Annotated in this window: 22 protein-coding genes and 1 other RNA gene; 13 read left to right on the top strand and 10 right to left on the bottom strand. The window is 61.3% G+C overall.

Going from position 1 to position 19,090, the window contains the following annotated elements; all coding sequences use genetic code 11:
* Positions 1-11 precede the first annotated feature (11 nt).
* Positions 12-376: a transfer-messenger RNA gene (gene ssrA, locus DBR16_RS03580) on the top strand.
* Here the strand turns inward: ssrA and DBR16_RS03575 are convergent.
* Entirely contained in the window at positions 376-1,731 is a 1,356-nt protein-coding gene (locus DBR16_RS03575) for a cytochrome P450 (RefSeq protein ID WP_161539397.1), read from the bottom strand. The two genes, ssrA and DBR16_RS03575, sit on opposite strands and share 1 nt — an antisense overlap.
* Positions 1,732-1,881: 150 nt before the next feature.
* Here DBR16_RS03575 and DBR16_RS03570 point away from each other — a divergent pair, with 150 nt between their 5' ends.
* The 3 genes from DBR16_RS03570 to DBR16_RS03560 are packed head-to-tail and all read left to right on the top strand — an operon-like array spanning position 1,882 to position 4,053.
* Positions 1,882-2,403: an SspB family protein gene (locus DBR16_RS03570; RefSeq protein ID WP_109259839.1), complete on the top strand. Its 522-nt coding sequence runs from the start codon at positions 1,882-1,884 to the stop codon at positions 2,401-2,403.
* Positions 2,400-2,876 (top strand): PaaI family thioesterase, encoded by a 477-nt coding sequence (locus DBR16_RS03565; RefSeq protein WP_109259838.1) that lies wholly within the window; start codon positions 2,400-2,402, stop codon positions 2,874-2,876. The genes DBR16_RS03570 and DBR16_RS03565 overlap by 4 nt, the downstream gene beginning before the upstream one ends.
* On the top strand, positions 2,866-4,053 hold the full coding sequence (locus DBR16_RS03560) for an MFS transporter (RefSeq protein WP_233347555.1): 1,188 nt from the start codon (positions 2,866-2,868) through the stop codon (positions 4,051-4,053). The genes DBR16_RS03565 and DBR16_RS03560 overlap by 11 nt, the downstream gene beginning before the upstream one ends.
* Here the strand turns inward: DBR16_RS03560 and DBR16_RS03555 are convergent.
* Together DBR16_RS03555 and DBR16_RS03550 are read right to left on the bottom strand one after the other, a co-directional pair.
* Positions 4,050-4,475: a DoxX family protein gene (locus tag DBR16_RS03555; protein WP_109259837.1), complete on the bottom strand. Its 426-nt coding sequence runs from the start codon at positions 4,473-4,475 to the stop codon at positions 4,050-4,052. The genes DBR16_RS03560 and DBR16_RS03555 overlap by 4 nt on opposite strands.
* Entirely contained in the window at positions 4,475-4,855 is a 381-nt protein-coding gene (locus DBR16_RS03550; RefSeq protein WP_233347554.1) for a RusA family crossover junction endodeoxyribonuclease, read from the bottom strand. Before DBR16_RS03550 ends, DBR16_RS03555 begins: the two co-directional genes overlap by 1 nt.
* An 80-nt stretch (positions 4,856-4,935) precedes the next feature.
* On the opposite strand from DBR16_RS03550, the gene fumC reads away from it, so the two are divergent.
* Positions 4,936-6,327, top strand: coding sequence for a class II fumarate hydratase (gene fumC / locus DBR16_RS03545; RefSeq protein WP_109259836.1), 1,392 nt, complete (start codon positions 4,936-4,938; stop codon positions 6,325-6,327).
* Between the two features lie 34 nt (positions 6,328-6,361).
* Here fumC and DBR16_RS03540 read toward each other — a convergent pair whose 3' ends face one another.
* Together DBR16_RS03540 and DBR16_RS03535 are read right to left on the bottom strand one after the other, a co-directional pair.
* Positions 6,362-7,795 (bottom strand): S41 family peptidase, encoded by a 1,434-nt coding sequence (locus DBR16_RS03540; protein ID WP_109259835.1) that lies wholly within the window; start codon positions 7,793-7,795, stop codon positions 6,362-6,364.
* A 74-nt stretch (positions 7,796-7,869) separates the two neighbouring features.
* On the bottom strand, positions 7,870-8,538 hold the full coding sequence (locus tag DBR16_RS03535; protein WP_109259834.1) for a DNA-3-methyladenine glycosylase I: 669 nt from the start codon (positions 8,536-8,538) through the stop codon (positions 7,870-7,872).
* A 62-nt stretch (positions 8,539-8,600) separates the two neighbouring features.
* Here DBR16_RS03535 and DBR16_RS03530 point away from each other — a divergent pair, with 62 nt between their 5' ends.
* The gene (locus DBR16_RS03530) at positions 8,601-8,825 is read left to right on the top strand and encodes a ribbon-helix-helix domain-containing protein (protein ID WP_109259833.1); all 225 of its coding nucleotides are present in this window, start codon (positions 8,601-8,603) and stop codon (positions 8,823-8,825) included.
* On the opposite strand, the gene DBR16_RS03525 is transcribed toward DBR16_RS03530, so the two are convergent.
* From DBR16_RS03525 to DBR16_RS03515, 3 genes are all read right to left on the bottom strand, one after another.
* Complete coding sequence (locus DBR16_RS03525; protein ID WP_109259832.1) at positions 8,807-9,403, bottom strand: hypothetical protein; 597 nt, start codon at positions 9,401-9,403, stop codon at positions 8,807-8,809. The genes DBR16_RS03530 and DBR16_RS03525 overlap by 19 nt on opposite strands.
* Positions 9,404-9,465: 62 nt before the next feature.
* Entirely contained in the window at positions 9,466-9,948 is a 483-nt protein-coding gene (locus DBR16_RS03520) for an SRPBCC domain-containing protein (RefSeq protein WP_161539396.1), read from the bottom strand.
* On the bottom strand, positions 9,926-10,243 hold the full coding sequence (locus tag DBR16_RS03515; protein WP_109259830.1) for an ArsR/SmtB family transcription factor: 318 nt from the start codon (positions 10,241-10,243) through the stop codon (positions 9,926-9,928). The genes DBR16_RS03520 and DBR16_RS03515 overlap by 23 nt, the downstream gene beginning before the upstream one ends.
* Positions 10,244-10,318: 75 nt before the next feature.
* Between DBR16_RS03515 and DBR16_RS03510 the strand changes: the two genes are divergently transcribed.
* Complete coding sequence (locus tag DBR16_RS03510) at positions 10,319-11,554, top strand: MFS transporter (protein ID WP_109259829.1); 1,236 nt, start codon at positions 10,319-10,321, stop codon at positions 11,552-11,554.
* 31 nt (positions 11,555-11,585) lie between these two features.
* Positions 11,586-13,229, top strand: a complete 1,644-nt coding sequence (locus DBR16_RS03505) for a chloride channel protein (protein WP_109259828.1) — start codon at positions 11,586-11,588, stop codon at positions 13,227-13,229.
* On the opposite strand, the gene DBR16_RS03500 is transcribed toward DBR16_RS03505, so the two are convergent.
* A complete protein-coding gene (locus DBR16_RS03500) occupies positions 13,226-13,609 on the bottom strand; it encodes a hypothetical protein (protein ID WP_109259827.1) in 384 nt (127 codons plus the stop codon). The genes DBR16_RS03505 and DBR16_RS03500 overlap by 4 nt on opposite strands.
* Positions 13,610-13,714: 105 nt before the next feature.
* Between DBR16_RS03500 and DBR16_RS03495 the strand changes: the two genes are divergently transcribed.
* The 5 genes from DBR16_RS03495 (at position 13,715) to DBR16_RS03475 (ending at position 18,805) form a co-directional block, all read left to right on the top strand.
* Positions 13,715-16,012, top strand: a complete 2,298-nt coding sequence (locus tag DBR16_RS03495) for an ATP-dependent helicase (protein ID WP_109259826.1) — start codon at positions 13,715-13,717, stop codon at positions 16,010-16,012.
* A 31-nt stretch (positions 16,013-16,043) separates the two neighbouring features.
* Entirely contained in the window at positions 16,044-16,676 is a 633-nt protein-coding gene (locus DBR16_RS03490; RefSeq protein ID WP_109259825.1) for a hypothetical protein, read from the top strand.
* The gene (locus DBR16_RS03485; protein ID WP_109259824.1) at positions 16,673-17,530 is read left to right on the top strand and encodes a 50S ribosomal protein L11 methyltransferase; all 858 of its coding nucleotides are present in this window, start codon (positions 16,673-16,675) and stop codon (positions 17,528-17,530) included. Before DBR16_RS03490 ends, DBR16_RS03485 begins: the two co-directional genes overlap by 4 nt.
* Before the next feature lie 493 nt (positions 17,531-18,023).
* Positions 18,024-18,353, top strand: a complete 330-nt coding sequence (locus DBR16_RS03480) for an ArsR/SmtB family transcription factor (RefSeq protein ID WP_109259823.1) — start codon at positions 18,024-18,026, stop codon at positions 18,351-18,353.
* A gap of 11 nt (positions 18,354-18,364) precedes the next feature.
* Entirely contained in the window at positions 18,365-18,805 is a 441-nt protein-coding gene (locus tag DBR16_RS03475) for an ArsI/CadI family heavy metal resistance metalloenzyme (RefSeq protein ID WP_109259822.1), read from the top strand.
* Here DBR16_RS03475 and DBR16_RS13960 read toward each other — a convergent pair.
* Positions 18,802-18,960 (bottom strand): hypothetical protein, encoded by a 159-nt coding sequence (locus DBR16_RS13960; RefSeq protein WP_161539395.1) that lies wholly within the window; start codon positions 18,958-18,960, stop codon positions 18,802-18,804. The two genes, DBR16_RS03475 and DBR16_RS13960, sit on opposite strands and share 4 nt — an antisense overlap.
* Positions 18,961-19,090: the final 130 nt, after the last annotated feature.

Genomic DNA, 19,090 nt, shown 5'->3' with positions numbered 1-19,090 from the left:
CACGGCGGTCTTCACTTCAAATTCACGTCAATCATGCCTATATTGGGTTTGCTGGTTCGCCAGCTATGACGATAAATGGTGCGTGTAATAACTGAACTGGACCCGGGTGCGATTCCCGGCAGCTCCACCAATTTCTCCCGGCGCTTCGCTAACGTGCCGGTTTTCATGGGGCTGATCAGGATCGACAGGCAGCTAAAGACGTAACTTTCGTTCGCTTGGGTACCGTTAAATGCCCATCTTAGTAGTTGCAAACGACAACTATGCTGAAGAGGTCGCTCTCGCCGCGTAATGCGGTGCGAGTATCTCGCTTTAAAGTCCTGAGCCCATAGCAAGCTCAGGCGGGGTCCGGGGGCGCCTGGCAACAGAAGCCCCCACTTATCTCCTTTTCACCCCCAGCGGCAGCCCGTCTTCCGGACGCAATGTGACCGTCATCACCGGGCGCGGCACAAAGCCGTCCGGCAGGCTGACGTCCAGATCCCGCACCAGCGTGGCGAGGATGATCACCGCCTCGGTCAGGGCAAACACCGAGCCGACACAGGCGCGCGGCCCGCCGCCGAAAGGCTTGAACAGCCACGGGTCTGTGGGCCGGTTCTCGCGGCTGAAGCGTTCGGGATCGAATGCATCGGGATTGTCCCAATAGCGGTGGTGCCGGTGCAGCGCGTAGAAAGCGATGATCGCCACATCCCCCTTTTTCACCGACCGCTCGCAGATCTGCGTATCGCGAATGGCCTGGCGTCCGACCAGCGGCGCCGGCGGGTAAAGGCGCAGTGTCTCGTCGACGATCTGCCGTGTGAAAACGAGGCGGGACACGTCATCCGCCGTGAAGGCCCCGCCGGACACGCTGGCGGCTTCTGCCCTGACCTTTTCCTGCCAGTCCGGCCGGCAGGCAAGAATGTAGAGCGCCCAGCCAATGGCGATGGCGGTGGTTTCATGGCCAGCAATCACCAGGCTGAGGACATTGTCGCGGATGTCGATATCGGTCAGGGCGGCCTCGCCCGTATCGGCCTGCGCATCGAGCATGAGCTGAAGAATGTCCTGGCGCGGGGCGGCTGCGCTTCGCCGCGCCGCGATTTCAGCCGTGACCGCATTGCGCAGGGTTTTCCGCGCGCCTCGCGCTTTCGGACCGAGAATGCGGGGTGTCTTTTCCGGTAGAGGCAGAAGATCGGTGAAGCGGGTGCGTCCGGTCTCGGAAAAGACCAGCTCGATGGCCTCGCGGATCTGGCCGCGATCGAAATCATTGGCCTCGGTGAACAGGGCCCGTTCAATGACGCTGAGAGCGGCGCGATTGAGGGCCGGGGTGATATCGCTGCCGTCCGGCTGACCGGCCAGCGTCTCCGCCGCAGCCGCGGCGACCTCCGACATGGCCGGCACGAGATCAAGGATGCGCTGGCGCACAAAGCCGGGCTGCATGATCTTGCGCTGTGTCTTCCACCAGTCTCCATGAGCGGTCAGGATCGCATCGCCGAGAATGGGACGGAGCATGCGCTGGATCAGCGGCGATTTGCGCCAGGCCTCTGGATCGTCCTGCAAGACCGCCTTCATCTCCTCCGGACCGGACAGGGTGTGGACGGTCCGGCCCAGAAATGGCGCGGAAATCCGTGTGAACTGGAAAGCTTCGCGGGGCAGGATTTCCACCGGCGAATTGCGCAGGACCTGCGCGGTTTTCAGGAGTCCCAGGGGGCGGCTCTGGCGTGGCGGCATCGGCGGTATGAAGGCGGTTTCGCCGGTCATGGATGATCAACCCCTTTTCATGGTGTGGCTCAAACTAGCGCATTCGCAGAAAATAGCAGTGCGGCATCAGAGTCTTCGTTGACGGACTGTCCGGCTTGGCTACCCTTCGATCAGCGGTTCAAGGGGGAGTTCATCGTGGCGACTGATCTTATGCGCTACGATCTGATGGCGCAGGAAGCCTTAAGAGGCGTCATCCGCGAAGCATTGATTCGCGCGGCCGGGCCAGAGGGTCTGCCGGGGGCCCACCACTTCTATATCAGTTTCAAGACCGAAGGTGCGGGCGTTGATATCGATGAAAGCCTGCGCGAGCGCTATCCGGAGGAAATGACGATCGTTCTGGAACACCAGTTCTGGGATCTGCATCCGGAAGAGGATTATTTCGAAGTCACGCTGAAATTCGGCGGCATCCCGAAATATCTCAAAGTGCCGTATTCGGCAGTCAACCGCTTCCATGATCCGTCGGTCGGTTTCCACCTGCAGTTTGAGCCGGTCATGCAGGCGAGTGCCACGGCCAGCAATAATGGTGCGGCCGAGGAGCCCGCCAAGCTGCAACCGGCCCCGAAGAAAAAGGCAAAGCCGAAAAAAGCTGCAGCGCCCGGCAAGGCCGGCGCTCAGGCGAAGGCGGGTGATGGCGCGGAGGTCGTCAGCCTCGACAGTTTCCGGAAGAAATGAAATATCCCAGGCCGCCTTGGGACGAGGCGACGATCAGGCGCTTCTTCACCGAGTCGCCGAACCAGCTGGAATACTCGAAACTTCTGGGCTTCAAATTCCTTGATCTGAACGCCGAAGACATGTGGTTCGACGCCCAGTGGGAGCCGGATTTGCGCGTGTGCAGCCCGACCGGAGCGGTCCAGGGCGGCATGGTCACGGCAATGCTGGACGACACGATGTCCCTGGCGGCGGTGACTGTGGCCGGGTTTGACGGAGTGGTCCCGACGCTGGAGATGAAGACCAGCTTCATCTCTCCGGTCTGGCCGGGAAAGCTGCGCTGCCGCGGGCAGGTGATCAAGAAGGGCAAGCAATTCTTCTTTACCGAGGGCTGGTTATGGGATGCAGACGGCAAGCTCCTCACCAAGTCCAGCGCGACCTGCTTTCACAAATCGCATGAGGAAGTGAAGCGAATCCGGAAAGAGCGTGGCCTCTAAGACCATATCGATTGCCATAATCACGCTGGCCCAGGTGCTGGCGCTTGCCGTCTGGTTTGCCGGAACAGCCGCCCTGCCCGCCATGCTGGCCGTGTCCGACATCGGCCGTTTTGCCCAGGCGGCGCTGACAAGTTCCGTTCAGATCGGTTTTGTTGCCGGAGCCCTGGCAAGTGCAATCCTCAGCCTGCCCGACCGCTTCGACGCCCGGCATGTCTTTGCAGCCGGCGCGGCCCTCGCCGCCATCGCCAACCTGCTCGCACTGGTAACCGAGCCCGGAAGCGCCACGATGATTGCCTGCCGCGCACTCGCAGGTGCCTCCCTCGCGCTTGTCTATCCGGTCGGCATGAAGCTGGCGGCCAGCTGGGCGAAAGGCGATGCCGGGCTTCTGGTCGGGTCACTTGTCGGCGCCTCTGCGCTGGGCTCTGCCACGCCTTATGCCTTCAATCTTTTCATTAATGCCACCCAATGGCAGGCGCCCTTCCTGTTCAGCGCCGTGGCCGCCGCCGGTTCGGCGGGGCTGATCCTGTTCTGCCGGCAGGGACCTGCATTCATGACCGGCGCGCGATTTGATCCTTCGGCCGTTCTGCTTGCTTTTCGTAACCCGGCGCTGCGCTACGCCAATCTCGGCTATCTTGGTCATATGTGGGAGCTCTATGCCATGTGGGCCTGGGTGCCGGTCTTCCTGCACGCCTATTTCTCCGATGGATTTTCCGCCAATCTCGCCGCCTTTGCTGTTGTCGGCATCGGGGCCGCCGGCTGTCTGCTGGGGGGATGGAGCGCCGACCGGCACGGCCGGACGACGGTCACCATGGCGGCGATGGCCGTGAGCAGCAGTTGTGCCCTCATCTGCGGATTTCTGTTCGGTGCGCCTGTCTGGCTGTTGTTGCCGGTGCTGCTGATCTGGGGAATGAGCGTGATCGCCGACAGTGCCCAGTTCTCCGCCTCGATCGCTGAACTGGCCCCACGTGACCGGGCCGGCACACTGCTCTCCTTGCAAACGGCGATGGGATTTGCCCTGACGGCGATTGTGATCCAGCTCTTGCCGCTCTGGATCGATTTTGCTGGCTGGACCTATGCTTTCATTCCGCTGGCGATCGGCCCCATGTTTGGCGTGTGGGCCATGTGGAAGCTGCGGCAAAGGCCGGAAGCCGCAAAGCTGGCCGATGGGCGGCGTTAACTGCCGCGCAGCGTCAACATCCGGTCGATAGACAGGCGGCCGCCACCGGCGGTGGCAAAATAGCCCCCGATCGCGACCAAAACGATGGCCGGCCACATGGTGCGCAAGTCATCGTTGAGATGCACCATCACCATCGCCACGATGAAATTCGTCGTGACCAGAATGCCCGCCCAGCGCGTGAACAGGCCGAAGACAAGGCCCAGACCGCCAATCAACTGGGTGTAGACCGAAAGTGGCGCCATGATTTCAACCATGGGGAAGCCGAACTGGGACATGAAGGCTTCGAACTCGGCCATGCGCTCGCGGCTTACGACATTGTCCCATACGCCATGAATCAGAAACACGCCGGTCAATACACGCAGGAAAAACACGGCCAGCTCTTTGAATCTGGCGAGGAAAGGCAGATAGAGAAAATTGAGCATCAGGCCGCTTCGCGGTTGAGCGGACGCGCCTTCACCCGGACACGGGCGCGGTCGGAAAGGACTTTCTCGACCATCAGTTTTTCAACCTGGCTGTCATCGTGAAAGACACATCCGGTGAGCGCATCCAAAACCGCCTTGGCGACATTATCGACGTCATGGACCGGGCTGTTTTCCGTGCGCTCAATGCGGATCTCGACCTCATAAGGGCCGTATTTCGGGCGCACGCGCTTGAATTCGGTGCGGAAAAACTCACCAATCAGCGTCTTGAACCGCTTCGATTGCGAGGTGAGCGCATCAACGCGAAGATGAAGACTGTCGCCTGACATGGCTGCCTGTACCCGCCCTTTTCCTGTCCATTCCAGCGCGCTGTCTTGATCCATGACGCCCCGGTGATAAACGCTAATCCGAATCGATATTAACCTTCTGCCCTTCCCGGCAGATGCGCAAGGAGCCTCGCGCCATGAGCGAAACCCGCACCGAAACCGACAGCTTTGGCCCGCTCGAAGTTCCCAATGACAAGCTCTATGGCGCGCAATCAGCCCGGTCGCTGATCAATTTCGCCATTGGCGAGGAGACCATGCCCGCGCCGATGATCCGCGCACTCGGCATCATCAAGCGCTCGGCCGCCCGGGTGAACAAGTCGATCGGTAATCTGGAACCCCAGCTCGCCGACGCCATTGAACAGGCCGCGGGTGAAGTCGCCGAAGGCAAGTGGAATGATCATTTCCCCCTGTCCGTCTGGCAGACAGGCTCGGGCACACAGTCGAATATGAATACGAATGAGGTCGTCTCCAACCGGGCGATCCAGATCCTTGGCGGCGTGGTCGGCTCGAAAGACCCGGTGCATCCGAATGACCATGTGAACCGCTCGCAATCCTCGAACGATACCTTCCCGACGGCCATGCACATCGCGGCTGCTGAAGAGATGCATCACCGCCTGCTGCCTGCCCTGCAAACGCTGCGCAATGCACTGAATGACAAGGCCGAGGCCTTCAAGGACATCATCAAGATCGGCCGGACGCATTTGCAGGATGCGACACCGCTGACGCTCGGACAGGAGTTTTCCGGCTATGTGGCGCAGATCGATCTTGGTATCCGCCGTGTCAATGAAGGGCTGGACTATCTCTTCTATCTCGCCCAGGGCGGAACAGCGGTCGGCACCGGCATCAATGCCAAGCCGGGCTTTGACGTTGCCTTCGCCGAAGATGTGGCCCGCTATACCGGCCTGCCGTTCAAGACCGCCCCGAACAAGTTCGAGGCTCTGGCCGCGCACGATGCCTATGTGTCGGCACACGGCGCGCTGAACACGCTGGCCGCCTCGCTGAACAAGATCGCCAATGATATCCGCCTGCTGGGCTCCGGCCCGCGCTGTGGTCTGGGCGAGATTTCCTTGCCGGAAAACGAGCCGGGCTCGTCCATCATGCCGGGCAAGGTGAACCCCACCCAGTGCGAGGCCCTGACGATGGTCTGCGCCCAGGTGATGGGCAATCATGTCGCCATCACGGTCGGCGGCGCACAGGGTCATTTCGAACTCAACGTGTTCAAGCCGATGATGGCCTACAACATGCTGCAATCCATCCGCATCCTGTCGGACGCCTGCGTCTCCTTCACCGGGAAGTGCGTGGTGGGCATCAAGGCGAATGAAGACCGCATCACCGATCTGATGGAAAAATCCCTCATGCTGGTGACGGCGCTGGCCCCGACCATCGGCTATGACAATGCCACCACCGTCGCCAAGACCGCACACAAGAATGGCACCACGCTGAAGGAAGAGGCGGTGAAGCTGGGCTTTGTGACGGCGGAAGAGTTCGACAAGGCCGTCGTGCCTGCCGACATGATCAAGCCGAGATAACTCCTCTCTCCCCCTGCTTGCGGGGGGAGGACAACTACTCTTCAATATCCGCCAGCACCGCGTCCATGGCCGGATCGCGGCCCGCCGCATAGGCTTCAAACGTCAGCGGTGCCGGAATGTCGATGTCGAGATCATCCACGATCACCGGGAAGATGTGCAAACTGCCCCAGTGGCAGATGAAGAGGCCTTCACAGCCATTTTGCAGATCATAGAAACCGGTTGAATATCGCGCGCGGAAACCGGAATTGGGCAGTGAAAACCACCAACCCTCCGCCCAGAATTGCAGCCGGTCACCAATCGCTTCGCCCACAATGATGGTGCGGTCCGGTGCTGCCTCCTTGGCCATCGCCATATTGACGATGGCCGCCGAGAACGTATTGCCGGCGGCTAGCAGATAGATGCGGCCCTCCGGCCCCACGATATCACCCAGCGCTGACATGAGCGGTTCCGTCTGTGTGAGATCACCCCCGCCATTGAAGCGCTGATCGACAATCACATGGCGCGGGGCCAGGGCGCGGATCTCCGCTTCGGCGCGGGCCACCCAGGCGCTGAGCGGTTCGCCGCTGTCATCGTCCAGATTGGCACGGATCGATATATAGACCGTGTCACCGTCCGGCAGGGTCCCGAACCAGTAGTCATTATCCGGATGGGCGAGGTAGAGCGGCGTATCAGCAGGCTGAAATGCTTGCCAGCGATCATCCTCGCGGTTCCATGATAACGGCAGATTACCGGAGAACAGGCGACTGGCTCCTTCATGCGGCGCGACGGCTTGCAGCTCTGTCGAGCCCGGCACTCCGTTGATATCGACATAGGCGATCCGGACCGGACCGCCGCCAAGGCCTGCGGCTTCGAGATAGCCGGGCGTTTCAAGCAGAAGCGGCGCGAAGGTCAGATAGCTGGCATCCACGCCACCGAAGGCGTCGCGGAACGCCATGATAGCATCGCTGGCCGGCGTGCCGTTGATGGTCATGATCTCTGCGCCAAGTAGGTCTTCATGGCCGGGCAATGCGCGAAGGATCCGCAATTCGCCATCCATCCAGGCCGAGCGGATGGGCAGTCGCGGAAAGGTTTCGACCATGCGGGTTGCTGATGCATTGGAATGGCCATTGTCGATCATGGCCTGCAGGCGCGCGAGTTCGAGCTGGAAGGCCGCATCGGTCAGATCACCGGCGCGCTCACCGAGTGTATCAATCGCCTCACCGAAAGCGCGTCGCTGTTCGGGGGTCAGCGAGCGCTCATTGCGGCGGACATGGTCAAAATGATCCAGATCCTGAAGGCGCGCCTCCAGTACGGTCTCCGGCTCGCTGAGAAACAGGGGCGGCACCGGAATGGGATGGAAGGCGATGATCGTCACGATGATCAGCAGAATGTTCCGGCCGAACCAGCCCAGAATGCCAAGGATCAGCAGATAGCCCCACCACGGAATGATGCGGAACGGGAAGGAGACAAAACGCCAGACGGAAGCCATTGCACGGAGCCTTTTTGATTATGGTTGGCTCAATGATGCGCAATATTTCGCTATTGGATGCGTGCCAGCTGAATTTATCCGACGCTCAATGCCAGTATTCGTGAAATTTCCGACTGACATCGCCCGCTCTCTTCCGTCCACTGATTGAAGGCGTCCTGCACTTTCTTCATCGCCGCCTTACCGGTTGGGGCCTTGTCGATCACGCCTTCGCGGATCAGGGCCTTGACGACATCGCCAGATGCAATGAAAGCGTCCCAGCCGGAAAAGCGCAGGAAATACTGGCCGGTGCTGCCTCCGAGGCGGGAGCCGCGCTTGGCAAAGACCTCCAGCAATCCGGTCTGATCCGTGGCCGGCCAGTCCGCCAGGAAAGCCCCGAAACCGCCGTGTTCGGACGCGATCTCCTGCACGAATTGCGCATTCTTCACCGTGGCAGTGATCTTCTGGCCATTGCGCACGATGCGTTCGTCAGAGACCAGCCGGGCGATATCGTCGTCGGAATAAAGGGCGACCTTGCCGGGGTCGAAGCCTTCGAAGGCCGCTTCGAACCCGTCCCACTTGGCCTGGATCACTTTCCAGACAAAACCGGCCGAGAAGACGGCCTGTGTCATGCCCGAGAGCCAGCGATCATCCGGGATGGCCCGCAGCTCATCGCCGGTTATCGGCCGGGTGAGCTTTTCCTCGACGGCCTCGCGGCTGCCATGATGCTGTATGGCCAGGGCCTCGATCTCTGAAAATGCGCGCATGCCAGACTTCCTTGCCGGACGGGCCGCTATCGGATGATCATGGGCGGCGAAAGGCAAGACAAATGTTGATCAAGCGCTCCCTCTCGATTGCCGGACACCGGACCAGCCTGGCGCTGGAGCCGGACTTCTGGGCTGTGCTGGACGCGGTGGCCGCACAGCGCGGGATCGCCTTTGCCGCCCTGATCCGCGACATCGACGAAGCGCGCGCCGCCGCAAATCCGGAGCAGCCGCTCTCCTCGGCCTGCCGGGTGTTTGCGCTGCGGGCGGTTCAGTCCCAGGCCGGATGATCGGCGTTCAGATAACGCGTTTCTCCGCACACAAAACGCGGTTCCAGATCGGCTGCCAGATCATGGGCGATTTCGTTGGCGTTCGGCATCTCCATCGCGTTGATATACGCCATATGACACGCGCTCACCGGCTCATCCGCGCGAAGCGCGATGACGACCAGAATATTGGAATTCGTGGTCGTGCCGCCCGTGTATTCGCCGGTTTCCTGATTATAGTTCGGCGTTAATCCACGGTATCGCACGATGGCCGCATAAGGCTCATCGCCATCCGGCCGGTAACGCCAGTCGATGACCGGGCCGATCATCATGTCCAGCCCGGCCAGCGATGGACGCTCATCCAGCTGGGCTTCAATGCCGTTCGGCCCGATGGCCATGGCCGAGGAATGCTCGCTGTAGGGCAGCCAGATTTCCTGCCCCTGCGGGCCGAGACAGACCTGAAGATAAGGACTCAGATCGCCCGGATCGCGATCCTCGCAATTGTCGAATCCGGTAAACTCGCTGCGGTGGCCTTCTGCAAACTGCGCGAGGGCACCAGCCGTCAGAGACGCCGTTACGACGATTCCGAGCCAAATACGCATGAACTCATCCCCTTCCCTTTTCGGGGATCATGGCCTGCGAGCCGCCTTCCGCCAAGGGCCATTCATTCGCGAAACTGGTTGCACCGCACTTCCAGACCGGCCAACACCGGGTCCCATCCCGATTGATAGCCGCCCCGGAGCTTTTCACCGTCCGGGTCATTCTCCCATCCGCGGTGGGTCAGGTCGATCCGGGTCTGCCCGTTGCCGAGATCTGTGAACACGACTTCAACTTCGGTGGCCTGTTCATCGGGTTTGTCAAATTGCCAGGAATGGACGAGGCGGCGGCCCGGCTCCCAGACACGGATTTTTCCCCAGCTGCGGCGTGTTCCATCAGCGGATTCCTCGTAAAGCCAGCCACCAACGCCTTCCTCCATACCGACGCAAGCCGGTGTAACACCGTCGCGGTCAGCGCCCAGTGAGTGGCTCTCCTTCGGCCACCAGACGTCCAGATGCCGGGTATAGAAGCGGAATGCCGTTTCCGCATCGCGGTTCACAATGATCGATTTTTCGACCGGCTCTATTTCAGTTTTGCCTGTGGCCGTCATCTCGCTCCAGTGCCTCCTTGTATTGCAGCAATGCGTCGTCCCAGAAACCATCAATCCAGTCGCGCAACTCCCGGAGCGCATCGAGACGGATGGAATAAATCCGGCTTGTTCCGCGCCGCTCCACGTCCACCAGGCCAGCGTCACGCAGGACTTTCAGATGCTGGGAAACCGCCGGACGGCTGACCGGGAAGCGCTTTGCCAGCAAGCCCGCAGGAGCCGGCCCGTCTCGCAGCCCTTCAAAGACAGCGCGGCGGGTAGGATCGGACAGAACGGTGAGCGCTTTTTGGTAAGCCATGCTTTATGTAAGCTTTGACTTACATTAGAGTCAATACGGACTTGACCACCGTGTTTCCGCAAGGTCTAAGCGCCTATGTCCACTGGCGAATCTTCGGCATCGCAATGGGCGGTGTTCCGCCACCGGCCCTATCTGATCTACTGGCTTGCCCGGTCGCTGACGTCGTTTGCCGTTCAGATCCAGGTCGTCGCGCTCGGCTGGCAGATTTATGATCTCACCCGCAATCCTCTGGATCTCGGCCTGATCGGCCTGTCGCAATTTGCACCTGCCCTGCTGCTGGTTCTGGTGACCGGGGCCGTTGCGGACCGCCTGCCCCGGCGCGCCATCATGATCACGACATTGCTGGTCTCGGCGGCCGTCTCTGCCGCACTGCTTGGCTTCACGCTCTCCGGCAGCGACAAGGTCTGGATCGTGTTTGCCTTGCTGGTGGTGTTCGGAACGGCCCGCGCCTTTCGCGGACCGGCGGTGCAGGCGCTTTTGCCGAACATCGTGCCACCCGCGCTGTTATCGCGTGCCATTGCACTCAATTCATCCGCCTGGCAGTTGACGATTATCCTCGGGCCGGTTGCCGGCGGTTTGCTCTACGGCGTCTCGCCGCTCGCCGCCTACGGGTCGGCGACAGCCCTTCTGTGTCTCGGGGCCATCCTGGCGACCTGCATTCCCAAGCCGGAGCAGCACAGGGAAACCGAGCCGCGAAGCTGGGACACCGTCCTCGCCGGGTTCAAATATATCTGGAAAGAGAAGATCGTTCTGGGCGCGATTTCGCTCGATCTCTTCGCCGTTCTGCTCGGCGGGGCGACGGCGCTGCTGCCGGTCTATGCGCGCGACATTCTGGAGGTTGGCCCGATCGGACTGGGTCTGTTGCGCGCCGGTCCGGGGATCGGGGCCATCGCGGTTGCGATATTCCTCTCGACCCGGTCCATCAAGGATCATGCGGGGTTGTTCCTGTTTGTCTTTGTCGCTGTGTTCGGCGCGATGATCCTGGTGTTCGGCCTGTCGACCCTGCCCTGGCTTTCCATCATTGCGCTGGCCATTGCCGGCGGGGCCGACATGGTCAGCGTCTACATCCGGGAAACCCTGATCCAGTTGTGGACGCCGGACCGGCTGCGCGGCCGGGTCAATGCCGTGAACATGCTGTTTGTCGGTGCCTCCAACGAGCTGGGCGAATTCAGGGCCGGAATGATGGCTTTCCTGATCGGCGCGAAGGCCACGGTCGTCGCGGGAGGGGCCGGGACGCTGATCATCGCCGGAGTCTGGGCCAAACTCTTCCCGGAACTCAGAAAAGCGCGCCATCTCGACGGCCGCCCTTGACGCCGCTCGCCGCGCGGCGTTCAAGGATTGTGTGTCCGACTCTGAAACCCGAACCGCCTTTCAGCCGCTGATCTGGCTGAGCCGCCAGTGGCGCGAAGGCCGTTCGCCTGCACTCTGGCTGCTGGGCGTGATTGTCGGGCTGATCGCCGCCTATGCCTCCATCGCCTTCATCCTGGTGCTGCATGGCATTTCACACTTGGTCTTCAATACCGGTCATGATTCCCTGGCGAGCGGCACGGCCGATCTGCCTTTCTGGATCATTCTGCTTGCGCCGGTCACCGGCGGGCTGATCGTTTCAGCCCTGCTGTGGCTGGGCCATAAACGGCAATGGCTGCCTCGGCAGCAATCGAGCGCGGTGGCGGATGTGATGGAAGCCCGGGCCGCGGCCAAGGGAAATATTCCCCTCGCGAACGGATTGCTGTCCGCCACCATTTCAGCGGTCACACTCGGATTCGGGGGATCGGCCGGGCGCGAAGGCCCGGTTGTTCATCTCGGGGCCGCCATCGCCTCCTTTATCGCGCGGCGACTGGGACTGCCGGGCCGGGCGGTGAGAATCATGCTGGCCTGCGGCGCAGCCTCTGCCGTGGCAGCCAGTTTCAATGCGCCCGTGGCGGGAGCCTTGTTTGCCTTCGAGATTGTGCTTGGCCATTACGCGCTCAGATCGATTGCGCCCGTGGCGATCGCAAGTGTGACAGGCGCCCTGATCTCGCGCCTGCATCTCGGCGCGTCACCGGCCTTTGCCATGCCGCTCCTGTCGCCCGCCAGCCTGTGGGATTTTCCCGGTGTCATTGGTCTCGGCCTTGCAGCAGCCATTGTCGCCACCCTGTTTATCCGGACGGCGGTCTATGCCCCCCGCATCGTATCCGTGCAGGCCGAGAAAATCGGCTTTCCGCTCTGGGCGTTGCCGCCCATTGGCGGGCTGGGGGTCGGGGCGCTGGCCCTGCTGGCCCCTGAAATTCTCGGCGTCGGCTATGAAGCCACGGCCAATGCCCTGTCCGGGAGTTATGGCATTGTGATGCTGCTGGCCTTGCTGGCCGCAAAAATACTGGCCACAGGCATCACGCTCGCCTTCCGCTTTGGCGGCGGTGTGTTTTCACCCTCCCTCTATCTCGGTGCCATGCTGGGCGCGGCGTTTGGAGGGCTTCTGGCGCTCACCGGTGCGGAAACCGCCGGTGTGCCCTTCTATGCGGTCGTCGGCATGGGCGCGGTCGCCGGCGCAGCCCTGGGCGCGCCGCTGTCGACCACGCTGATCGTGTTTGAACTGACCGCCAGCTATGAGGCGTCCGTTGCCGTGCTGATCGCCGTGTCGCTGGCGACCGTGCTCAGCCAGTCGCTGGCCGGAGGAAGCATTTTCCACCTCCAGATCCTGAAACGCGGCTTTGACCTGTCGCGGGGTCAGGCCCGGGTGCTGTTACAGACGATCCGGGTCCGGGATATCATGACGCCCATGGAAGGGCGCGAGGCCGGGGCCGACTCTGATGACGATGCCCCCTGCCTGTACGAGGATGACTATCTGGGACGGGCGATCGGCTTTCTGTCCGCCGAAGCACTGGACGGGACGGCGGTCCGGTCACGTTCGGGCGACCAGCGCGTTGTCGGCTATCTCTCGCGGGTTGATGCACATGCCGCCTATGCCCGGGCGCTGGCCGATGCACATGAAGAGGAGCACCGTTAGCGCGGGCGGGCCATATGGATGGCCTGACCAATGCGCAGGGCCATGCACAGCTCTGACACGCGGTCCGCCCCAACGAGGGCCTGAAGGTTGGCGAGGCCGGTGCCGATCGCCTTGAACTCGTCAAGCCGGCCAGGCGCGCCAGCCGGGTAACCAAACTCATCGCACCAGTCGAGAAAGTCCTCGCAATCGTTATAGATTGTGATGGCGGTCAGGGCGCGTATCAGCAATTGCGTGTCCGTCAGGCCGTCCGGCGGCACACTTCCGGTCGGGATCACTGCAGCGCGGGCAGGACCCTCGATCCACACATTTTCCCCCTCGCAGCGCACCTCCAGGTCCTGCTCGGAAATCAACCGGCCAAGTTCATCGCTTAGATCTGGCATGAGGCAATCCCGCCCATTGGCGCGTGACATGTCAAGACGGCTGCAAACAGAATTTTCGTGCTATATTTGTTCTCATTGCCCGAATCGGCGTGCTAGACGGTTTTCATGAGCTCACTTCCCATTTCCCAGCAGGCCCGGCCCCAGCCGCCCCGCCGCGAGGCCGACTATATGTCCGGCCTCAATCCCGAGCAGCGCGAGGCGGTGGAGGCAATTGACGGGCCGGTGCTGGTGCTGGCAGGTGCCGGGACCGGCAAGACCCGTGTGCTGACGACACGGCTGGCGCACATATTGGCGACCGGGCATGCGCGGCCCTGGGAAATCCTGTCAGTGACCTTCACCAACAAGGCGGCGCGCGAAATGAAAGAGCGCGTCGGCAAGCTGATCGGTGAAGCGGTCGAGGGCCTGCCCTGGCTGGGCACGTTCCACTCCATCGCCGCGCAGATATTGCGCCGTCATGCCGAGCTGGTGGAGCTGAAATCCTCCTTCACCATCCTCGACACGGATGACCAGTTGCGCCTGATGAAACAGCTGATCCAGGCGGACGGCATTGACGAGAAGCGCTGGACGCCGCGCTATCTGGGATCGCTGATCGATGGCTGGAAAAATCGCGGACTGACACCCGACAAACTGCCGGAAGATGCCAAGTACAAATTCGCCGATGGGGCCGGCCAGAAGCTGTACGAGGCCTATCAGGCGCGTCTGCGCATTCTCAATGCCTGCGATTTCGGCGATCTGCTGCTGCACAATCTAACAATCTTCATGAACCACCCGGACGTGCTGAAGGAGTATCACCGGAAATTCCGCTATCTCCTGGTGGACGAGTATCAGGACACGAATGTCTGCCAGTATCTGTGGCTGCGCCTGCTGGCGCAGGGCTCGCACAATCTCTGCTGTGTCGGCGATGATGACCAGTCCATCTATGGCTGGCGCGGCGCGGAGGTGGACAACATTCTCCGCTTCGAGACCGATTTTCCGGGCGCAAAAGTGGTGCGGCTGGAACGCAATTACCGCTCGACAGCCAATATTCTGGGCGCCGCCTCCGGCCTGATCACGGCGAACAAATCCCGACTCGGCAAGACGTTGTGGACCGAGGACGAGCCCGGCGAAAAGGTTCAGGTGCGCGGCATCTGGGATGGTGAGGCGGAAGCCCGCTTTGTCGCCGACGAGATCGAGAACTGGGTTTCGAATGGCCGCCAGCACAGGGAGGCGGCCGTGCTGGTGCGGGCGTCCTGGCAGATGCGGGCGTTTGAAGACCGCTTTTTGATGCTGGGCATTCCCTACAAGGTGATTGGCGGGCCGCGCTTCTTCGAACGTGCCGAAATCCGCGATGCCCACGCCTATTTCCGGCTGGTGCGCTCGATGGATGACGATCTGGCGTTCGAGCGCATCGTCAACACGCCCAAGCGCGGCATTGGCGCCACCTCCGTCCAGAAGATCGCCCAGGCCGCGCGTTCTGCCGGAATCTCGATGGCCGCGGCCGCCCGCCTGATGACAGAGACGGACGAGATCCGCGGGGCGGCGAAAACCGGGCTGAAAACCTTCCTGCGCGATCTTTCGCGCTGGGCGCAACAGGCCGAGACCATGCGGCATGACGAGCTGGCCGAGATCATTCTCGATGAAAGCGGCTACACGGCCATGTGGCGCGAGGACAAGACCCCGCAAGCGGCCGGGCGGCTGGACAATCTCAAGGAGCTGGTGCGCTCCATGGGCGAGTTCGACACGCTGGAAGCCTATCTCGAACATGTCTCGCTGGTCTCCGATCTGGACACCACCTCGGATGGCGACGAGGCCTCGCTGATGACGCTGCACGCCGCCAAGGGGCTGGAATTTCCGCTCGTCTTCCTGCCCGGCTGGGAGGAGACGGTTTTTCCCTCGCAGCGCTCGCTTGATGAGGGTGGCACCAGCGCGCTGGAGGAAGAACGCCGCCTCGCCTATGTCGGCATCACACGGGCGCGCGAACGCGCCATCATTTCCTTCACCGCCAACCGGATGATCTTTGGCCGCTGGCAGGCGGTCATCCCGTCGCGCTTTGTCGATGAAATGCCGGGCGATCATGTCGAGGCCGTGTCGGATACCGGCTATTATGACAGCGGGCCGGGCTTTGAAGGCGTCAAGGAAGAGGCCAACCCGTTCAACTCCACCTATTCCTCGCCCGGCTGGAAACGCTATCAGGCAGCCACCGGCGCAGGGCGCAAGGGCGGCCCGGCGGTGATCGAGGGCCGCGCCAATTTCGTCGAGACCAGCTCGGCCGGCTCTGGCAAATGGAAGGCCGGCGACCGGGTTTTCCATGACAAGTTCGGCTATGGCACCGTCGCCCGTGCTGACGGGGCCAAGCTCACCGTCTCCTTCGACAAGGCCGGCGAGAAGAAGGTGGTGGACAGTTTTGTGCGGGGCGAGCCGTGAGATTGCCGCATTTTTCTCAAACAATTGTCAGATGATACTTTTTTCGCTCCTGCTAGCATTCTCGCCTCCAGCTTTGGTGGTTGATCGAGTTGAGGTTTCCTGCAGGCTTGTCCCAAATACTCCCAATGCCCAGCACTGGGAGGTTCCTTATGGAGGTTTGGAATCAGTTGGCGATGTTAACGCCTGCATTTGGTCAGACGATATCGAGAATTTGCTGGACGACATTCCAACCGATACCGCCCAGTTAGTGTTGCACGTCGAGCCGAGTTTTGAACCGCCAGAAAGTCACGTTGTGTCGATCAACGTCTCGGGTGAAGTTGATATTATAAGCGTGTATTTGTCGGCGAAAGTCGAATTCATCGGCGATCACTTCATTCGCGATCAGCCGGAATACATCCTAATCCATTCCAGCGGTTCCGCAGCATTGAGAGAGTCAATTCTAACAATTGACACCTCTCGGGAAGACTGCGGGCAACCCAGAGAAAATGGCGTGGGTCCTGACGGAACTGTTTGGTTTTTTACCTTCTCAGTCGGCGTGCATCGTTGCGAATTCTGGTTTCAAGTCACAGGCGACGAACCGCTTTTTGGACTTGGCCAAATGCTGACTTCGCACGGCCAACAGGTTCTGGGGGAATATCTTCGATGGGAAGCGGCTGAACGATGACCCTCTGGAAACTTGTCTTCTCCGGCCCGATGGGCCCGCTCTATGCCGCATCCGAAACCATGATGGCGCTGGAGGACGGGCCTTTGTCCGTCTCCCTGTTCGAGCGCGAGGAGGATGAGACCGAAGGCTGGATCGAACTGTTGTACGAGGCCGAGGCCGACGCCGAGGCGGTACGCCAGACCGCAGGACTTTCAAAGGCTTATCCCGCGAGCTGTGAGCCCTTGCCCGATGAAGACTGGGTGAAGCTGTCGCAATCGGGCCTGCCGCCGGTCATTGCCGGACGCTTTGCCCTGCATGGCAGTCATGATGCGGCGCCGGAGGGCAAGCTGGCCATCCTGATCGAAGCCGGGCCCGCCTTTGGCACCGGCCATCACGGTACGACGCGCGGCTGCCTGCTGGCTTTCGATGCGCTGCTGGAGGACGGATTTGCGCCTGCCAGTGTGCTGGACGTGGGCACCGGGACGGGCGCGCTGGCCATCGCCGCGCGGCTGGCCCTGCCCGACGCAGAAATCCTCGCCACCGACATCGATCCCGATGCGGTGGAAGAAAGCCGGCGCAATGCCGAAAAGAATGGGGCAGCGGATATCGATTTCTTCGCCGCGGACGGGTTCGATCACGTCAAGCTGGTCGCGAAGACATTCGATCTGGTCTTTGCCAATATCCTGGCCGGACCGTTGATCGAGCTGGCACCGCGCATTGACCAGGCCATGCATGGCGGCGGTGTGGCCATTCTCTCGGGCCTCCTGGAAAGCCAGGCCGACGAGGTCAGCGCCGCCTATCTGGCGCTTGGCCTGCACATTGAGCGCAAGGATCCGCTGGAAGGCTGGTCAACGCTGGTGGTGCGGAAAACTTAGGCCGCGTCTTCATCCGGCGTGACCGGATGATCTCATCAAAGAGCGAGATCCTCCGAATAAATCGGAGGATGACGGTTTGGGGGCTCCCCTGTTTACGGGGAGGTGTCGCGGACGCCGTTCAGCGGCGATGCGGGACCCTGCATACTGAGGTAGCCGGGTGTGTTTTCCTCTCCCCTTAATGGGGAGGGAAGACGGCGAAGCCGTCAGGGTGGGGTGATGTCTGGATGCCCCCACCCCTACCCCTCCCCACACAGGGGGAGGGGAAAATCATTCGTCGCAATTCGTCACCCCGGACGGAATGCCGTGACGATCCGGGACCCATTCCGGTAGCCTGATATCAGGGCATGGGTTCCGGGTTCACGCTTATACCCGCTTTCGCGGGCACACGAGCATGCCCCGAAATGACGGAAAATCGCCAGTAACCAGGCTTTTGACCACTCCCCTCTTCCATCCCCGCTTGACTCTTGCTTTTTATTTCGATATTTCTCGATTTATGGATACGTTAAATGCACTCGACGCCCTCTCCGCCCTGTCCCAGGAATCCCGGCTGGATGTCTTTCGCCTGCTGGTGAAGGCCGGAAGCAAGGGCCTGGCGGCAGGGGATATCGCGGCGCACCTGAGGGTACGGCAGAACACGATGTCCTCGCATCTGGGCATACTGACGCGCGCCGGGCTGATCCGCCGCGAGCGTCAGGGCCGAAGCATCCGCTATGCTGCGGATTCTGACGGCATGCAGGGTCTGATCCGATTTCTGATGACCGATTGCTGCAGCGGCGTGCCGGAGGTGATCCAGCCGCTCGCAGACGAATTCTCCACTGCCTGAAGGAGGCCGGTATGAAACGCTTTCACGTCAATATGACCGTCAAGGACCTGGATAAATCCATCCGGTTCTACAATGAGTTGTTCGCAACCCAGCCGACCGTCCGCAAGGATGATTATGCGAAATGGATGCTGGACGATCCATTCATCAATTTCTCTGTCTCGACCAAGGGCGAGGTCGCGGGCATCGACCATGTCGGCATCCAGGCCAATGACGAGGCTGAACTGGCCGCCATTCGCGAGCGGCTGGTCAAGGCCGACCGCCCGATCTTCGATCAGGAAGCGGTCAATTGCTGCTATGCCGACTCAAAAAAGGCGTGGATTCGTGATCCGGACGGTGTCGCCTGGGAAACCTTCCATACGACCGGTCAGACCACGAATTATGGCGACGATACGGCCCCCGAGCGTGCACGGCTGGAGGAAAATCCCAAGCCTTCAGCTGCCTGTTGCGGCTAGCGCTTGCGGCCCTTGATGCCGGACGCTTCGAGGAAAGCATTCACATCCGTCGTCGCGGCGCGGCGGCGGATGCCGGTGCGGGCGCGGGTGCGGTCGAGATGATGGGTGAAGGCGTCACCGCCATTGAGGGCAACAAGCCAGTTCGTGGAAGACATGGGTGGGCTCCTTTGTTGCGCTGCACATGCGCCCGCCCGGCCCGTCTGAGAAGTGCAAAAAATTCAGACCTGCCATTAAGTTTTGCATAGAAGATGACTGTCATTGAAAGCGCGCCGCGCGCGGCGTAGT

Origin of the sequence: Hyphobacterium indicum (genome assembly GCF_003129605.1) — a bacterium.
Classification (GTDB): domain Bacteria; phylum Pseudomonadota; class Alphaproteobacteria; order Caulobacterales; family Maricaulaceae; genus Hyphobacterium; species Hyphobacterium indicum.
This window is presented reverse-complemented; position numbering and strand designations above follow the sequence as displayed.